The sequence below is a fragment of the Variovorax pasteuri genome (genome assembly GCF_051216435.1).
Classification (GTDB): Bacteria; Pseudomonadota; Gammaproteobacteria; order Burkholderiales; family Burkholderiaceae_C; genus Variovorax.
Genome location: NZ_JBPJZS010000001.1, coordinates 1,439,329 through 1,453,932, shown reverse-complemented (window position 1 = coordinate 1,453,932; position 14,604 = coordinate 1,439,329). Strand labels below are relative to the sequence as shown.

The following is a 14,604-nucleotide window of genomic DNA, read 5'->3' as shown; positions in this document are numbered from 1 at the left end:
AGGGTTCAGGGCGCGGGGCGCAGGTCCAGGCGCACGGTCTCGGCGACACCGATGACCATCGCAGGCTGCACGGCGTCCACGGGCAGCACCACGTTCATGACACCGCCGGTGCGGGCCAGCGCAGCAGCCACCGGGCTGAACGACCTGCGGTGGTGCACGCAGGCGCCGTGGCGCTGCAAGGCTTCAAGGTGCTCCGGCGTGCCGTAGCCCTTGTGGCCGGCAAAGCCGTAGTGCGGGAATTCGGCGTGCAACTGCTCACAGAGCCGGTCTCGGTGCACCTTCGCCAGGATCGACGCGGCGGAAATCGCCTTGACCCGGGAATCGCCCTTGACGATGGCCTCGGCCAGCACGTCGAGCGTCGGCAGGCGGTTGCCGTCGACCAGCACCTTCACGGGCTTCAGGCGCAGCCCTTCGACCGCGCGCCGCATCGCGATCATGGTGGCCTGCAGGATGTTGTGGGTGTCGATCTCTTCCACGGTGGCCTGCGCGATCGAGCAGCACAGCGCCTGGGCCAGGATCTGGTCATGCAGGCGCTCCCTTTGCAGGGCCGTGAGCGTCTTGGAGTCCGCGAGGCCGCGGATCGGGCGCAGGTCGTCCAGGATCACTGCGGCCGCGACCACGGGGCCGGCCAGCGGCCCGCGGCCCGCCTCGTCGACGCCCGCCATCAGGCCCGGTGCGTCCCACACCAGCGGGGCCTGCTCAGCCTTCAAGAACTTTCTGGATCGCATCGGCGCAAAGTGTCGGCGTATCGCGCTGCAATTGCACATGCAGCTCTGAAAATTTGTGTTGCAGGGCCTGCGTTTTCTCCGGCGCATCGAGCCATTCCAGCGTGGCCCGGGCCAGCGCCTCGGGCGTGGCGGCCTCCTGCAGCAACTCAGGCACCACGAAATCGCGGCACAGGATGTTGGGCAGGCCCACCCAGGGCTGCAGCTGCTTGCGCTGCATGAGGCGCCACGACAGCGCATTCATGTTGTAGGCGATGACCATCGGGCGCTTGAACAGCGCCGCCTCGAGCGTGGCGGTGCCGCTGGCGATCAACGTGGCGTCGCAGGCGGCGAGCGCGGCGTGCGACTGGCCGTCGAGCAGCTTCACGCGGCCGGTCATGCCGCTGGCCTGCAGCAGGCCTTCGACCTCGGCGCGCAAGCCGGGCAGGATCGGGGCTACGAACTGGATGCCGGGCCGCTGCTTGTGCATCAGCGCAGCGGCGGCAAAGAACCGGGCGGCCAGGTAGCGCACTTCCGAGCGGCGGCTGCCGGGCAGCAAGGCGACGACCTGTGCGTCGGGCGCCAGGCCCAGCGCGGCGCGGGCGCCGGCGCGATCGGGTGTCATCGGGATCACATTGGCCAGCGGGTGGCCCACGTAGCTGCCCGAGACGCCGTGCTCCGCCAGCAACGCCGGCTCGAACGGGAAGATGCACAGCACGTGGTCGGCCGCGGCCCGCACCTTCTCGATGCGCTCCGGCCGCCAGGCCCAGATCGACGGGCAGATGAAATGCACCGTCTTCATGCCGCGGCTGCGCAGGCCGGCTTCAAGATCGAGATTGAAATCAGGCGCGTCGACGCCGATGAACAGCTCCGCCCATTCCCGCAGCAGCCGTGCCTTGAGCTGGCGGCGAATGCCGGCAATTTCAGCGTAGTGCCGCAGCACCTCGACATAGCCGCGCACCGCGAGCTTTTCCTGCGGCCACCAGCTCTGCAGGCCATGGGCCAGCATGCGCGGACCGCCGATGCCAACGGTCTCGAGGCCGGGCCAGCGGGCCTGAAGCCCGTCGAGCAGCAGGCCAGCGAGCAGGTCGCCGGAAGCTTCGCCCGCGACCAGCGCGAAACGCCGCTGCCCGTCCTTCTGCATTGCTGTCACGTCAGCGCGCGATGCCGCGCGTCGAATTGGAGAGGAAAGCTTCCATCAGCGCGACGTCGTCGGCCGCTTCCGGCATTTCCGCGGCAAGCGCGGCGATGCCGGCGCGCGCCTCGTCGAGCGTCTTGCCCTGGCGGTACAGCAGCCGGTGCATCTGCTTCACGGCTGCGAGCCGCTGTGCGGAAAAGTCGCGCCGGCGCAGGCCGACGACGTTGAATCCGCGCACTGCCAGCGGATTGCCGTCGACCAGCATGAAAGGCGGCACGTCTTGCGTCACAGCGCTGGCGAAACCTAGCATGGCGTGGGCACCGACCGACACGAACTGGTGGATGCCGGTCAGCCCGCCCACCGTGACCCAATCGGCCAGGTGCACATGCCCGGCCAGCGTGGTGTTGTTGGACAGCGTGGTGTGGTTGTCGACACGGCAGTCGTGCGCGATGTGCGTGTACGCCATGATCCAGTTGTCGCTGCCCACGCGCGTCACGCCCCCTGCCCCCGGCACGCCGAGGTTGAAGGTGCAGAACTCGCGAATCACGTTGCGGTCGCCGATGACGAGCTCAGTGGGCTCCCCGGCGTACTTCTTGTCCTGCGGCACCGCGCCGAGGGACGAGAACTGGAAGATCCTGTTGTCGCACCCGATAGTGGTACGCCCTTCGATCACGCAATGCGCACCGATGGTCGTGCCCGCGCCTACCCGCACATGCGGGCCGATCACGGTATAGGGACCGACCGACACCGAGGCGTCGAGTTGAGCCTGGGGGGCGACGAGCGCTGTCGAATGAACCTGGGTCATGCCTTGTGTAAGTGCTGCCGGATCAGTTGATCTGGCGCATCGCGCACATCAGGGTCGCCTCGCAGGCGAGTTCGCTGCCAACCAGCGCCCGGCCCTTGAACTTCGAGATGCCCGCCTTCATGCGTTCGATCTCGACTTCGAGCGTCAGCTGGTCGCCGGGTTCCACCGGACGCTTGAAACGTGCGCCGTCGATGGCGGCAAAGTAGTAGACCGTGTTGTCGTCCGGCACGATGTCCAGCGAGTGGAACGACAGCAGCGCCGCGGCTTGGGCCATCGCTTCGAGCATCAGCACACCCGGCATCACCGGGCGGTGGGGGAAGTGACCGTTGAAGAAGGGCTCGTTCATCGTCACGTTCTTCAGTGCCGTGATGCGCTTGCCCTTTTCCATGTCGAGCACGCGGTCCACCAGCAGGAACGGGTAGCGGTGGGGCAGCAGCTTGAGGATTTGGTGGATATCGAGCGCTATCGCTGGCTTTGTCATGATGTTCTGTTCCTGCATCGTCGTCATTTTTTCGAGGGGGCCTTCTCCAGCGCCTTCAGTCGTTCGCGCAGGCTGTGCAACTGCTTGAGCGTTGCCGCATTTTTTTCCCAGCTCCCATTGTCATCGATGGGAAACATGCCGGTGTACTGGCCGGCCTTGTGGATCGAACGGGTAACCGTCGTGGCGGCGGACACGTGCACGCCGTCGGCCACCGTCAGGTGTCCCAGCACGATGGCGCCGCCACCGAAGGTGCAGTTGGCACCGATCACGGCGCTCCCGGCCACGCCCACGCACCCCGCCATCGCGGTGTTCTTGCCAACGCGCACGTTGTGGCCGATCTGGATCAGGTTGTCCAGCTTCACGCCGTCCTCGATCACCGTGTCGTCGAGCGCGCCGCGGTCGATGCAGGTGTTGGCGCCGATCTCGACATCGTTGCCGATGCGCACCGCCCCCAGTTGCTCGATCTTGACCCACTGCCCCGCGTGCAGCGCCAGGCCGAAGCCGTCCGCGCCGATGACCACGCCGGGATGCAGCAGGCAGCGCTCGCCGATGGTGCAGTCTTCGCTCACAGTCACGCGCGACTTCAGCACGGTGCCCGCGCCGATGCGTGCACCCCGTTCCACCACGCACAGCGCACCGATGCGTGCAGTGGCATCGACATGGGCTTCAGCGTGGATCACCGCGCTCGGGTGCACCAAATCGGCTTCCGGGCGCGCGTGATGCGCCTTCCAGAGCTGCGTCAACCGGGCAAAGTAGAAATAGGGATCGGGCGTCACGATGAACGCCCCGCGCGCCTCGGCAGCCTCGCGCATGGCAGGCGACACGATCACACAGGCCGCCTTCGAGGCCGCCAATTCCTGCTGGTATTTGGGATGGCTCAGGAAGCTGAGCGCATCGGGCTGTGCATTCTGCAGCGGCGCGAGCCGCTCGATGGACAGCGTTGCATCGCCATGAAGCTCGCCCCCCAGGGCGTCAACGATGGCTCCAAGCTGCAATGACACGCCGGCTCCCGGCGTTACTTGCCGGCCGGAGGCGCAGAAGAGCTGACCGACGCGTTCAGCGCCTTGATCACCTTGTCGGTGATGTCGTGCTTCGGATTGATGTAGATCGCTTCCTGCAGGATGGCGTCGTACTTTTCGGCTTCGGCCACCTGCTTCACCACGCGGTTGGCGCGCTCGTAGACCTGCTGCAGCTCTTCGTTCTTGCGTGCGTTCAGGTCTTCCTGGAACTCGCGGCGCTTGCGCTGGAAGTCGCGGTCCTGGTCGACCAACCCACGCTGGCGGGAGACTCGCTGGCTTTCCGACAGAGTTGGCGCTTCGCGCTCGAACTTCTCGGAAGCCGCCTTCAGTGCATCGCCCTGGACGGTCAGGTCTTTCTCGCGTTTCAGGAACTCAGCCTCTAGCTTCGCCTGAGCGGCCTTGGCCGGTTGCGCCTCACGCAGCACACGGTCAGGGTTCACGAAACCGATGCGAAATGTTTCCTGTGCCTGCGCCGGCGCAGCGGCGAACACAAGAGCGGGAATCAACAACGCGCCGGCCGCGGCACGAATCAAATGCTTCATTTAGAAAGACGTTCCGATCTGGAATTGGAGGCGCTGAATTCTATCCTTCGGGATCGTGACGAATCCGGTCTTGGGATCCGTCACTTCCTTCTGGGACATGACGGGGAATGCATAAGCCAGGCGCAGCGGGCCCAGCGGCGAGATCCAGCTGACACCCAGACCCACCGAGGCACGCAGCTTCTTCTCGGCCTTCCACTGCTCGTCCGTCAGGCCCGCGGAGCGCGAACCGAACACATTGCCGATGTCGAAGAAGCCGTACAGACGCAGCGTGCGGTCATTGCCGGCACCCGGGAACGGCGTGCTCAGCTCTGCATTGAAGATCGCCTTCTTGGTGCCGCCGAGGGCCGCGCCTTCGGTCTGGCCGAACAGGGGCACGTCGCGCGGGCCGAGAGAGTTCTGCTCGAAACCACGGATCGAGCCCAGGCCGCCCGCGTAGAAGTTCTTGAAGATCGGGTAGACCTTGCCGCCCAGCGCCTTGGCATAGCCGACTTCGCCGTTGATCGAGAAGGTGTACTGCTTGTTGATCGCAAAGAACTGCTGGTACTGGTAGTTCGTCTTGACGTACTTCATATCGCCGGCCGCGCCCACTTCGAGGTTGGCGCGTTGCAGGCGGCCGGTGGTTGGGATCAGCGCGCTATCGCGGTTGTCACGGCCCCAGCCAACGCTCAGCGGAACGCCCCAGACGCTCTTCTGGTCGCAGCCGATCACGAGGATCCCGGTGGGATCCTTCTTGCACTGGAAGTAGTTCAGGTAGGACGGCGGGGTGGTCAAGCCGGAGAACGCCGTCGAGCTGTTCGCGTCGAAGGCATAGCGCTCCAGACCGATGCCGAAGAACACCGTGTCGATTTCGCTGAACGGCACGCCGAAACGAATGGACGCACCCTGGTTCACCAGCTTGTAGTCCCCGTCGATCGACGACGAATACGGACGCGTGGTGGTGTGATACAGGCTGATCGAGCGCGAGATGCCGTCCTGCGTGAAGTACGGATCGGTCGTAGTCACCGACAGCGTGCGGTTGTACTTGCTGGTGTTGACCTGCACGCCCAGGAAGTTGCCCGAGCCGAACACGTTTTCCTGCGAGATGCCGAAAGTCAGCGAGACCTTCTCGGCGCTCGAGTAGCCGGCGCCGAGTTGCAGGCTGCCGGTCGGTTTTTCGGTCACGTTGACGGTCAGGTCCACCTGGTCGGGCGAACCGGCCACTTCCTGCGTATCGACGGTCACTTCGGTGAAGAAGCCCAGACGGTCGACGCGGTCTCGCGAGAGCTTGATCTTGTCGCCGTCGTACCACGAGGCTTCGAACTGGCGGAACTCGCGGCGGATGACTTCGTCGCGGGTCTTGTTGTTGCCGCCGACGGAAACCTTGCGCACATAGACGCGGCGCGCGGGTTCTGCCTGCAGCGTGAGCGCCACGCGGTTGTTGACGCGGTCGATCTCCGGGCGCGCCTGCACGCGCGCAAACGCATAGCCGAAGGTGCCGAAATAGTCGTTGAAAGCCTTGGTGGTCTCGGTGACCTGCTCGCCGTTGTAGGGCTCGCCCGGCTTGATCATGATGAGCGACTTGAACTCGTCGTCGCGGCCGAGGTAGTTGCCGTCGAGCTTGACGCTCGACACCACGAACTTCTCGCCTTCGGTGATGTTGACGGTGACTGTCAGGTCCTTGCGGTCCGGCGAAATGGCGACCTGGGTCGAATCGATGCGGAACTCGAGATAGCCGCGCGTGATGTAGTACGAGCGCAGGGTTTCGAGGTCGGCGTTGAGCTTGGCGCGCGAGTACTGGTTCGACTTCGTGTACCAGCTCATGAAGCCGCCGCTATCCTGGTCGAACAGGCTCAGCAACGTCGACTCGCTGAATGCCTTGTTGCCGACCACGTGCACTTCGCGGATGCGCGCCGATTCGCCTTCGGTGACGGTGAAGGTCAGGTTGACGCGGTTGCGCTCGATGGGCGTGACGGTGGTCACGACCTGCGCGTTGTAGAGGCTGCGACTCACATACTGGCGCTTGAGCTCTTGCTCGGCGCGATCCGCCAGCGCCTTGTCGTAGGGGCGGCCGTCGGTCAGTCCAACTTCGCGCAACGCCTTCTGCAGCGCGGCCTTGTCGAATTCCTTGGTGCCGACGAAGTCGACGTCCGCGATGGTGGGCCGCTCTTCGACGATCACCACCAACACATTGCCATTCACATCGATGCGAACATCCTTGAACAATCCCAGGTCGAACAGTGCACGGATCGCGGCGGAGCCGCGATCGTCGCTGTAGGTGTCACCCACGCGCAATGGCAGCGAGGCGAAGATCGTGCCGGCTTCGACGCGTTGCAGTCCTTCGACACGGATATCGCGCACCGTGAAAGGCTCGACGGCCCAGGCTGCCGTGGCCGCGAGCGCGCTGGCAACCACCGCGGCAACGCTACGCAGGCGAAAGCGACTGAAGTTTTTGTTCATCTGTGAATTGAGCCGGCTCGGAAAAGGCCGGCAGAAAGTTAACCAAAGAGCCGCGTGACGTCGTTGAAGAGTGCGACCGACATCATGACCAGCAGCAGGGCGACACCCCCGCGCTGAAGCCGTTCCATCCAGGCGTCAGAGACGCTCTTGCCGGTCAGGCCCTCCCAAAGATAATACATCAGGTGCCCCCCATCGAGGACCGGGAGCGGCATGAGATTGAGCACGCCGAGACTGACGCTGATGAGCGCCAGGAAGACCAGGTACTGTGTGAAACCGAGGCTCGCGGACTTGCCCGCGTAGTCTGCGATCGTGAGCGGACCGCTCAGGTTCTTGAGCGATGCCTCGCCGATGACCATCTTGCCCATCATGCGAACGGTCATTGCGGACACCTCCCAGGTGCGCACCACGCCGCGCCAGATGCCGTCGACCACGCCCTGGCGCACCATCACCATCTCAGGCGCCGTGCCCACGTAGGCGCCGATGCGCCCGACCTTCACGCCGCCCTCCTCCCGCACTTCGGGCTTCACGTCGATGGTGAGCGGCTGGCCTGCGCGTTCGAGCTGCCAGGCCTGGGTGCGCGGCTGGTCGCCGTCGACCGACGCCCGGATCACCTCGCGCAGTTGCTGTCCGTCGACGATGGCGGTGGCGCCGATGGTGCGAACCACGTCGCCGCTGCGCAGGCCGGAGCGTTCGGCGGCGCTGCCGGCCATCACTTCTCCAATTTCGGGCCGGGTCAGCGGCGCCAGCACGCCGATCTTGCGGAACATCTGCGGATCGGCGTCCTTGGTCTCCATGCGGCTCAGCGGGAGCACCAACTGGCGGGCGGGCTGGCCGGGCGCGCCTGCGATTTCGAGCGTCAGGTCGTGGCCGTCGAGCGCGCCGCGCGTCATGCGCCAGCGCAGGTCCTCGAAGGACTGCACGGGCGACAGGTCGCCGTCGAAGCCCGCTTGCGTGATGTGCTCGCCGCCGCGAAGGCCCGCGGCCTCGGCCAGCGACGCCGCCACCGGCCGCGCGAGCTTGGCCACCGGCTCCTGCACGCCGATCCAGTTGACCGCGGTGTAGAGCGCAACAGCCAGCAGCAGGTTGGCGATCGGGCCCGCAGCGACGATGGCCGCGCGCGAACGCAGGGGCTGGGTGTTGAAGGCGCGATGACGCTCTTCGGGCGCCACGGGTCCTTCACGCTCGTCGAGCATCTTCACGTACCCGCCGAGCGGGAAGGCACCGATGACGAATTCGGTCGATTGCCCCGGATGCTGGCGCTTCGGCCTCCAGCGCAACAGCGCCTTGCCGAAACCGACCGAGAAACGCTCCACCTTGACGCCGCAAGCCACGGCCACGCGGTAGTGGCCATATTCGTGCACCGCGATCAGGACGCCAAGTGCGACCACAAAGGCCATGACAGTGAGCAGCATCGGAGTCCTTGATTTCTGGGAGCGTCAGGCCGCGAAACGCAGCGCCGCGGCATTGGCCGCCGCGCGCGCACTGGCATCGAGCGCCAACAGGTCGGCGAGCGATGCCGGCTTGGAGGGCGAGACCGCTTCCAAAGTTTCCACGTTGACCGCATGAATGCGGTCGAAACTCAGGCGGCGGTCCAGGAAAGCTTCCACCGCGACCTCGTTGGCCGCATTGAGCACGGCAGTGGTGCCGGACGCGGCGCGCATTGCATGCCAGGCCAGGCCCAGGCCAGGGAACAGCGCGGCATCGGGCGCGTCGAAGCTCAGCGCCGACATCTGGCGGAAGTCGAGCCGCGCCGCACCACTTTCGATGCGCTCCGGCCAAGCCAACCCGACCGCGATCGGCACCCGCATGTCGGGCGTGCCGAGCTGGGCGATGACCGAGGCGTCAGTGAACTGGACCATCGAGTGCACCACGCTCTGCGGATGAATGACCACCTCGATCTGCTCCGGCAACACGCCGAACAGGTGGCGCGCCTCGATCACCTCGAGCGCCTTGTTCATCATGGTGGCCGAGTCGACCGATATCTTGCGGCCCATCACCCAGTTCGGATGGGCACACGCCTGCTCGGGCGTGACGGCACGCAGCCTGTCGGGCGCCCAGGTGCGGAACGGGCCGCCCGAAGCGGTCAGGATGATCTTGTCGATGCGACGCGCCCACGTGGACGGATCTTCGGGCAGCGACTGGAAAATGGCCGAGTGCTCGCTGTCGATCGGCAACAGCGTTGCACCGCCCTCGCGCACCGTGCGCATGAACAGCTCGCCGCCGACGACCAGCGCCTCCTTGTTGGCCAGCAACAGCCGCTTACCGACCCGCGCGGCAGCCAGGCAGGGACCGAGGCCCGCGGCGCCGACGATGGCGGCCATGACGGTATCGACATCCTCGTGCGACGCTATCGTTTCAAGAGCATCAGGTCCAGCCAATACGACCGTGTCCAGGCTGTTTTGCTTGATTTTTTCGGCCAGCAACGCGGCATGCGGAGCGCTGGCCATGACGGCGAAACGCGGCGAGAACTGAGCGCATTGCGCCAGCAATTCATCGACCTTGGTGGCCGCGGAGAGCGCGAACACCTCGAAGCGCCCGGGGTGCCGGGCGATGACGTCGAGCGTACTCACGCCGACCGAACCGGTCGAGCCGAGCACCGTGACGCGTTGCAGGGGAGTTTTCACAGGAAGGCCAGCATCATGGCAATGGGAAGCGCCGGCAAGAGCGCATCCACGCGGTCGAGGATGCCGCCGTGGCCGGGCAGCAGCCGGCTGCTGTCCTTGGCGCCGGCACTGCGCTTGATGAGGGATTCGACGAGGTCGCCCACGACGCTCATCGCCGCGAGGAACAGCGCGCCAAGCAGCAGGAGCCACCAGCCGCGCTCATTGAGTCGGGTGTAGAGGCTGGCGACCGTCGCGCCGGTTGCCTTGTCGGCCCAGACCCAGGCAAAGGCCAGCACCACCACGCCGATCATCCCGCCCCATACGCCTTCCCAGCTCTTGCCGGGACTGATCGCGGGCGCGAGCTTGTTGCGGGTGAACTTGAGACCGAAGGCGCGGCCGGCGAAATAGGCGAACACGTCCGCCACCCACACCAGCACCAGGATCGACAAAAGGAAGTTGATGCCGATCATGCGCGCCTGCACCGCGGCCAACCAGGCCACCCAAAGTGCCAGCAAGCCGCCCACCAGCCGCAGACCGCGCGGAATGCGCGGCCAGCCCGGCACCGCCACCCGCAGCAGCGCGGCGCCGCCGAGCACCCAGGCCGCGCTGGCCAGGGTCCACATCAAAACGAGCGGCTGCTCCAACAGGCCCAGCCACCACGACAACGCGCACAGCACCACCGTCTCGATGCCGAGGAACACCGAAAGCCGCTGGCCGTATCCGTTCAAACGCCCCCATTCCCAGGCGCCCGCGCCGATCAGCACCAGCATGACGCAGGCGAAGGGGATGTGGTTTCGGTAGAACAGCGCTGGCAGCAGGATCGCGAGCAGCACGATCGCTGTGAGGATGCGTTGTTTGAGCATGCGGGGGGATTGTCAGGCCGTCAGGCCATGGGGTGCCGAGACCTGCGCCGAGGTCTGACCGAAGCGACGCTCGCGCCCCTGGAACGCAGCGATGGCCTCGTCCAGCGCGGCCTCGTCGAATTCGGGCCACAGCTTGTCGCTGAAGAAAAGCTCTGCGTAGGCACTCTGCCAAAGCAGGAAATTGGACAAACGCTGCTCGCCACCGGTGCGGATGAACAGGTCGGGGTCGGGCACATGGGCCAGCGCCATGGCGCGGTCGAGGCTGACCTCGGTGATGGCCTCGCCCTGCGCCGCCAACCTGGCCGCGGCCTTCGCGATGTCCCAGCGCCCCCCGTAGTTGAAGCACACGTTGAGTTGCATGCGGGTGTTGTGCGCGGTGGCCGCTTCGGCGTCGATCAGCCCCTTCACCATCTTCGGCGACAGGCCCGCTCGCTCACCGACGAAGTGCAGCCGCACGCCGTCGGCGCTGAGCCGGGGCACTTCGCGGGCGAGTGCGCCGACCATCAGTTCCATGAGTCCGGAGACTTCCTCGACAGGACGGTTCCAGTTCTCCGAGGAGAACGCGAACACCGTGAGCACGCCCACGCCGCGGTCTGCGCATGCCTTGACGCAGCGGCGCAGCGACTCCACGCCCTGCTTGTGCCCCGCGACGCGTGGCAAGAACCGCCGCGTCGCCCAACGGCCGTTGCCGTCCATGACGATGGCAACGTGGTGTGGAACGCGCGGCGATGTAGGAGCCATGGCAGGCCTCAAACGGCCATGATCTCCGCTTCCTTGGCCGTCACCAGGCGGTCGATCTCCGCGATATGGCGGTCGGTGACCTTCTGGATGTCGGCTTCGGCGCGCTTCTGGTCGTCTTCCGACGCCAGCTTGTCCTTCACCAGCTTCTTGACCGATTCGTTCGCGTCGCGGCGCAGGTTGCGCGTGGCGATCTTGGCGCTTTCGCCCTCGTTGCGAACCAGCTTGGTCATTTCCTTGCGGCGCTCTTCGCTCATGGCCGGCAGCGGCACGCGGATCAGGTCGCCCATCGACGCCGGGTTCAGGCCCAGGTCGCTTTCGCGGATGGCCTTTTCGATCTTGGCGCCCATGCCCTTTTCCCAGGGCTGGACGCTGATGGTGCGCGAGTCAAGTACCGACACGTTGGCCACCTGGCTCAGCGGAACCTGCGAGCCGTAGTAGTCCACGTGGATCGAGTCGAGCAGCGCCGAGTTGGCACGGCCGGTACGGATCTTGGTGAGGTTGTTCTGGAAGGCGGCGAGCGACTGATTCATCTTCAGGTCGGTCGCGCTGCGGATGTCTGCAATGGTCATCTCAAATACTCCTAGGCATGCACCAGCGTGCCCTCGTCCTCGCCCATCACGACGCGCTTGAACGCACCGTTCTTGAGGATCGAGAACACCTTGATCGGCAGCTTCTGGTCGCGGCACAGCGCGAAGGCCGTGGCGTCCATGATGCCGAGATTCTGCGCAATCGCCTCGTCGAAAGTGAGCGAGGTGTAGCGCGTTGCATTCGGGTTGGTCTTGGGGTCGGCGGTGTACACGCCGTCGACCTTGGTCGCCTTGAGCACCAGCTCGGCGCCGATTTCGGCACCGCGCAGCGCTGCGGCGGTGTCGGTCGTGAAGAACGGATTGCCCGTGCCGGCCGCAAACACCACGACCTTGCCCTCTTCGAGGTACTGCAGGGCCTTGGGGCGCACATAGGGCTCGACCACCTGCTCGATGGCGATGGCGGACATCACACGGGCCACCAGGCCCTGCTTGTCCATGGCGTCGGCCAGAGCCAGCGAATTCATGACGGTGGCCAACATGCCCATGTAGTCGGCGGTGGCTCGGTCCATGCCGACCGAACCGCCAGCGACGCCGCGGAAAATATTGCCGCCGCCGATCACGACCGCCACCTGGACGCCCATGTTCACGACCTCGGCCACCTCCTGGACCATCCGCACGATGGTGGCGCGGTTGATGCCGAAGGCGTCATCGCCCATCAGAGCCTCTCCCGACAGCTTCAACAAGATTCGCTTGTGGGCTGGGCGGGGATCAGACATGGGCAATTTCCTTGAGTTGGCGGGGGCGAGTGTAAAACGTGGCGGTGAAAAAGCGGCGGCACGCGTTCGCGCACCGCCGCTTCAGTGGCTGCGAGATCAGGCGGCAGCCTTGGCAGCGGCGACTTGTGCGGCCACTTCGGCGGCAAAGTCGTCGACCTTCTTCTCGATGCCTTCACCGACCACGTACAGGGTGAAACCCTTGATCGAGGTGTCGGCAGCCTTGAGCATCTGCTCGACGGTCTGCTTGTCGTTCTTCACGAACGGCTGGTTGTGCAGCGAAACTTCCTTGAGGAACTTCTGCACGCCGCCTTCGATGCGCTTGGCAACGATGTCGGCCGGCTGGGCCTTCTTGCCTTCGGCTTCGGCCGTCTTGCGGTCTTCTTCCGCCTTGCCGGCAGCCACTGCGCGCTCTTTTTCGATCAGCTCGGCAGGCACGTCCGACGCCTGGATCGCCACCGGCTTCATGGCCGCGATGTGCATGGCCACGTCCTTGGCCGACGTGTCGTCGCCTTCGAACTCGACCATCACGCCGATGCGCGTGCCGTGCAGGTACGAAGCCAGCTTGCCGTTGCCGTTGAAGTGCTTGAAGCGGCGGAAGCTCATGTTTTCGCCGATCTTGCCGATCAGGCCCTTGCGCACGTCTTCGAGCGTGGGGCCGAAACCGTCCTGCTCGTAGGCCAACGCGCCCAGGGCGGCGATGTCCGCAGGGTTGCTCTTGGCGACCAGCATCGCGGCAGCGTTGGCCATGGCCAGGAAGCTGTCGTTCTTGGTGACGAAGTCGGTTTCGCAGTTGATTTCGATCATGCCGCCGGCAGCGCCGTCGACGAAAGCCGTCACCACGCCTTCGGCGGTGATGCGACCCGACGCCTTGCCAGCCTTGTTGCCGAGCTTGATGCGCAGCAACTCTTCGGCCTTTTCCATGTTGCCTTCGGCCTCGGTCAGGGCCTTCTTGCATTCCATCATGGGCGCGTCGGTCTTAGCGCGCAGTTCGCCGACCATGCTTGCGGTGATTGCAGCCATTTGTGTATCTCCGTAAATCCAAAAATCAGGTTAAAAAAAAGGGGCACCAAAGCCCCTTCTTCAGGCTCGCGAGCGTGCCAATCAGGCCGAAGCGCCTTCTTCGACTTCGACGAATTCGTCGCTGCCTTCGGCAACAGCCTTGACCACGTCGCCGGCGGCGTTGTTGCGGCCTTCGATGATCGCGTCGGCGATGCCACGGGCGTACAGCGCGACGGCCTTCGACGAGTCGTCGTTACCAGGGATCACGTAGTCGATGCCTTCGGGCGAGTGGTTGGAGTCCACCACACCGATCAGGGGAATGCCGAGCTTCTTGGCTTCGGCCACGGCGATCTTGTGGAAGCCCACGTCGATCACGAAGATGGCATCGGGCAGCGCGGTCATGTCCTGGATGCCGCCGATGTCCTTTTCGAGCTTCTCGATTTCGCGCGAGAAGGTCAATTGCTCCTTCTTGCTCAGCGAGTCGAGGCCGGCTTCCTGCTGAGCCTTCATGTCCTTCAGACGCTTGATCGAGGTCTTGACGGTCTTGAAGTTGGTCAGCATGCCGCCGAGCCAGCGGGTGTCGACGAAAGGCACGCCAGCGCGGCGAGCTTCCGAAGCGACGATTTCACGGGCCTGGCGCTTCGTTCCGACCATCAGGATCGTGCCGCGGTTGGCCGTGAGTTGCTTGGCGTACTTCATCGCGTCCTGGAACATCGGGAGCGACTTTTCCAGGTTGATGATGTGGATCTTGTTGCGGTGACCGAAGATGAACGGAGCCATCTTGGGGTTCCAGAAGCGGGTTTGGTGACCGAAGTGGACACCGGCTTCCAGCATTTCGCGCATGGTGGTAGACATTAGAAATTACTCCAAAGGTTGGGTCTAAAATCCAGCCCGTTTTGTGCTCTTTTGAACAGAGTCACAACACCTTGAATGGGCCGGTTTGCGGATGTGTTTGACTGGGTGCAACAGG

15 protein-coding genes are annotated in these 14,604 nt (G+C 65.0%); all 15 read right to left on the bottom strand.

Annotation, left to right across the window (positions count from 1 at the left end; all coding sequences use genetic code 11):
• Positions 1 to 5: 5 nt before the first annotated feature.
• Positions 6 to 728, bottom strand: a complete 723-nt coding sequence (gene rnhB / locus ACSFBM_RS06855) for a ribonuclease HII (protein WP_435483682.1) — start codon at positions 726 to 728, stop codon at positions 6 to 8.
• Entirely contained in the window at positions 700 to 1,848 is a 1,149-nt protein-coding gene (gene lpxB, locus ACSFBM_RS06850; protein ID WP_435483736.1) for a lipid-A-disaccharide synthase, read from the bottom strand. Before lpxB ends, rnhB begins: the two co-directional genes overlap by 29 nt.
• A 10-nt stretch (positions 1,849 to 1,858) precedes the next feature.
• Positions 1,859 to 2,647 carry an acyl-ACP--UDP-N-acetylglucosamine O-acyltransferase gene (gene lpxA / locus ACSFBM_RS06845; RefSeq protein WP_435483681.1) on the bottom strand — a complete coding sequence of 263 codons (789 nt, stop codon included), beginning with the start codon at positions 2,645 to 2,647 and terminating at the stop codon, positions 1,859 to 1,861.
• Positions 2,648 to 2,669: 22 nt separating this feature from the next.
• A complete protein-coding gene (gene fabZ / locus ACSFBM_RS06840; RefSeq protein WP_007836981.1) occupies positions 2,670 to 3,128 on the bottom strand; it encodes a 3-hydroxyacyl-ACP dehydratase FabZ in 459 nt (152 codons plus the stop codon).
• A 23-nt stretch (positions 3,129 to 3,151) separates the two neighbouring features.
• Positions 3,152 to 4,129 (bottom strand): UDP-3-O-(3-hydroxymyristoyl)glucosamine N-acyltransferase, encoded by a 978-nt coding sequence (gene lpxD / locus ACSFBM_RS06835; RefSeq protein WP_435483680.1) that lies wholly within the window; start codon positions 4,127 to 4,129, stop codon positions 3,152 to 3,154.
• A 14-nt stretch (positions 4,130 to 4,143) separates the two neighbouring features.
• Positions 4,144 to 4,689, bottom strand: a complete 546-nt coding sequence (locus ACSFBM_RS06830) for an OmpH/Skp family outer membrane protein (RefSeq protein WP_435483679.1) — start codon at positions 4,687 to 4,689, stop codon at positions 4,144 to 4,146.
• Positions 4,690 to 7,125 carry an outer membrane protein assembly factor BamA gene (bamA, locus tag ACSFBM_RS06825; RefSeq protein WP_435483678.1) on the bottom strand — a complete coding sequence of 812 codons (2,436 nt, stop codon included), beginning with the start codon at positions 7,123 to 7,125 and terminating at the stop codon, positions 4,690 to 4,692.
• A gap of 38 nt (positions 7,126 to 7,163) precedes the next feature.
• A complete protein-coding gene (rseP, locus tag ACSFBM_RS06820) occupies positions 7,164 to 8,537 on the bottom strand; it encodes an RIP metalloprotease RseP (protein ID WP_435483677.1) in 1,374 nt (457 codons plus the stop codon).
• A 24-nt stretch (positions 8,538 to 8,561) separates the two neighbouring features.
• Positions 8,562 to 9,749, bottom strand: coding sequence for a 1-deoxy-D-xylulose-5-phosphate reductoisomerase (ispC, locus tag ACSFBM_RS06815; protein WP_435483676.1), 1,188 nt, complete (start codon positions 9,747 to 9,749; stop codon positions 8,562 to 8,564).
• A complete protein-coding gene (locus ACSFBM_RS06810) occupies positions 9,746 to 10,591 on the bottom strand; it encodes a phosphatidate cytidylyltransferase (RefSeq protein WP_435435976.1) in 846 nt (281 codons plus the stop codon). Before ACSFBM_RS06810 ends, ispC begins: the two co-directional genes overlap by 4 nt.
• A gap of 12 nt (positions 10,592 to 10,603) precedes the next feature.
• Positions 10,604 to 11,332 carry a polyprenyl diphosphate synthase gene (uppS, locus tag ACSFBM_RS06805; RefSeq protein WP_435483675.1) on the bottom strand — a complete coding sequence of 243 codons (729 nt, stop codon included), beginning with the start codon at positions 11,330 to 11,332 and terminating at the stop codon, positions 10,604 to 10,606.
• Positions 11,333 to 11,340: 8 nt separating this feature from the next.
• Positions 11,341 to 11,901 (bottom strand): ribosome recycling factor, encoded by a 561-nt coding sequence (gene frr, locus ACSFBM_RS06800; RefSeq protein WP_435435974.1) that lies wholly within the window; start codon positions 11,899 to 11,901, stop codon positions 11,341 to 11,343.
• An 11-nt stretch (positions 11,902 to 11,912) separates the two neighbouring features.
• Positions 11,913 to 12,635: a UMP kinase gene (gene pyrH, locus ACSFBM_RS06795; protein WP_435435973.1), complete on the bottom strand. Its 723-nt coding sequence runs from the start codon at positions 12,633 to 12,635 to the stop codon at positions 11,913 to 11,915.
• Between the two features lie 96 nt (positions 12,636 to 12,731).
• A complete protein-coding gene (tsf, locus tag ACSFBM_RS06790) occupies positions 12,732 to 13,655 on the bottom strand; it encodes a translation elongation factor Ts (protein ID WP_435483674.1) in 924 nt (307 codons plus the stop codon).
• Positions 13,656 to 13,736: 81 nt separating this feature from the next.
• Positions 13,737 to 14,489, bottom strand: coding sequence for a 30S ribosomal protein S2 (gene rpsB / locus ACSFBM_RS06785; RefSeq protein ID WP_435435971.1), 753 nt, complete (start codon positions 14,487 to 14,489; stop codon positions 13,737 to 13,739).
• Positions 14,490 to 14,604 lie beyond the last annotated feature (115 nt).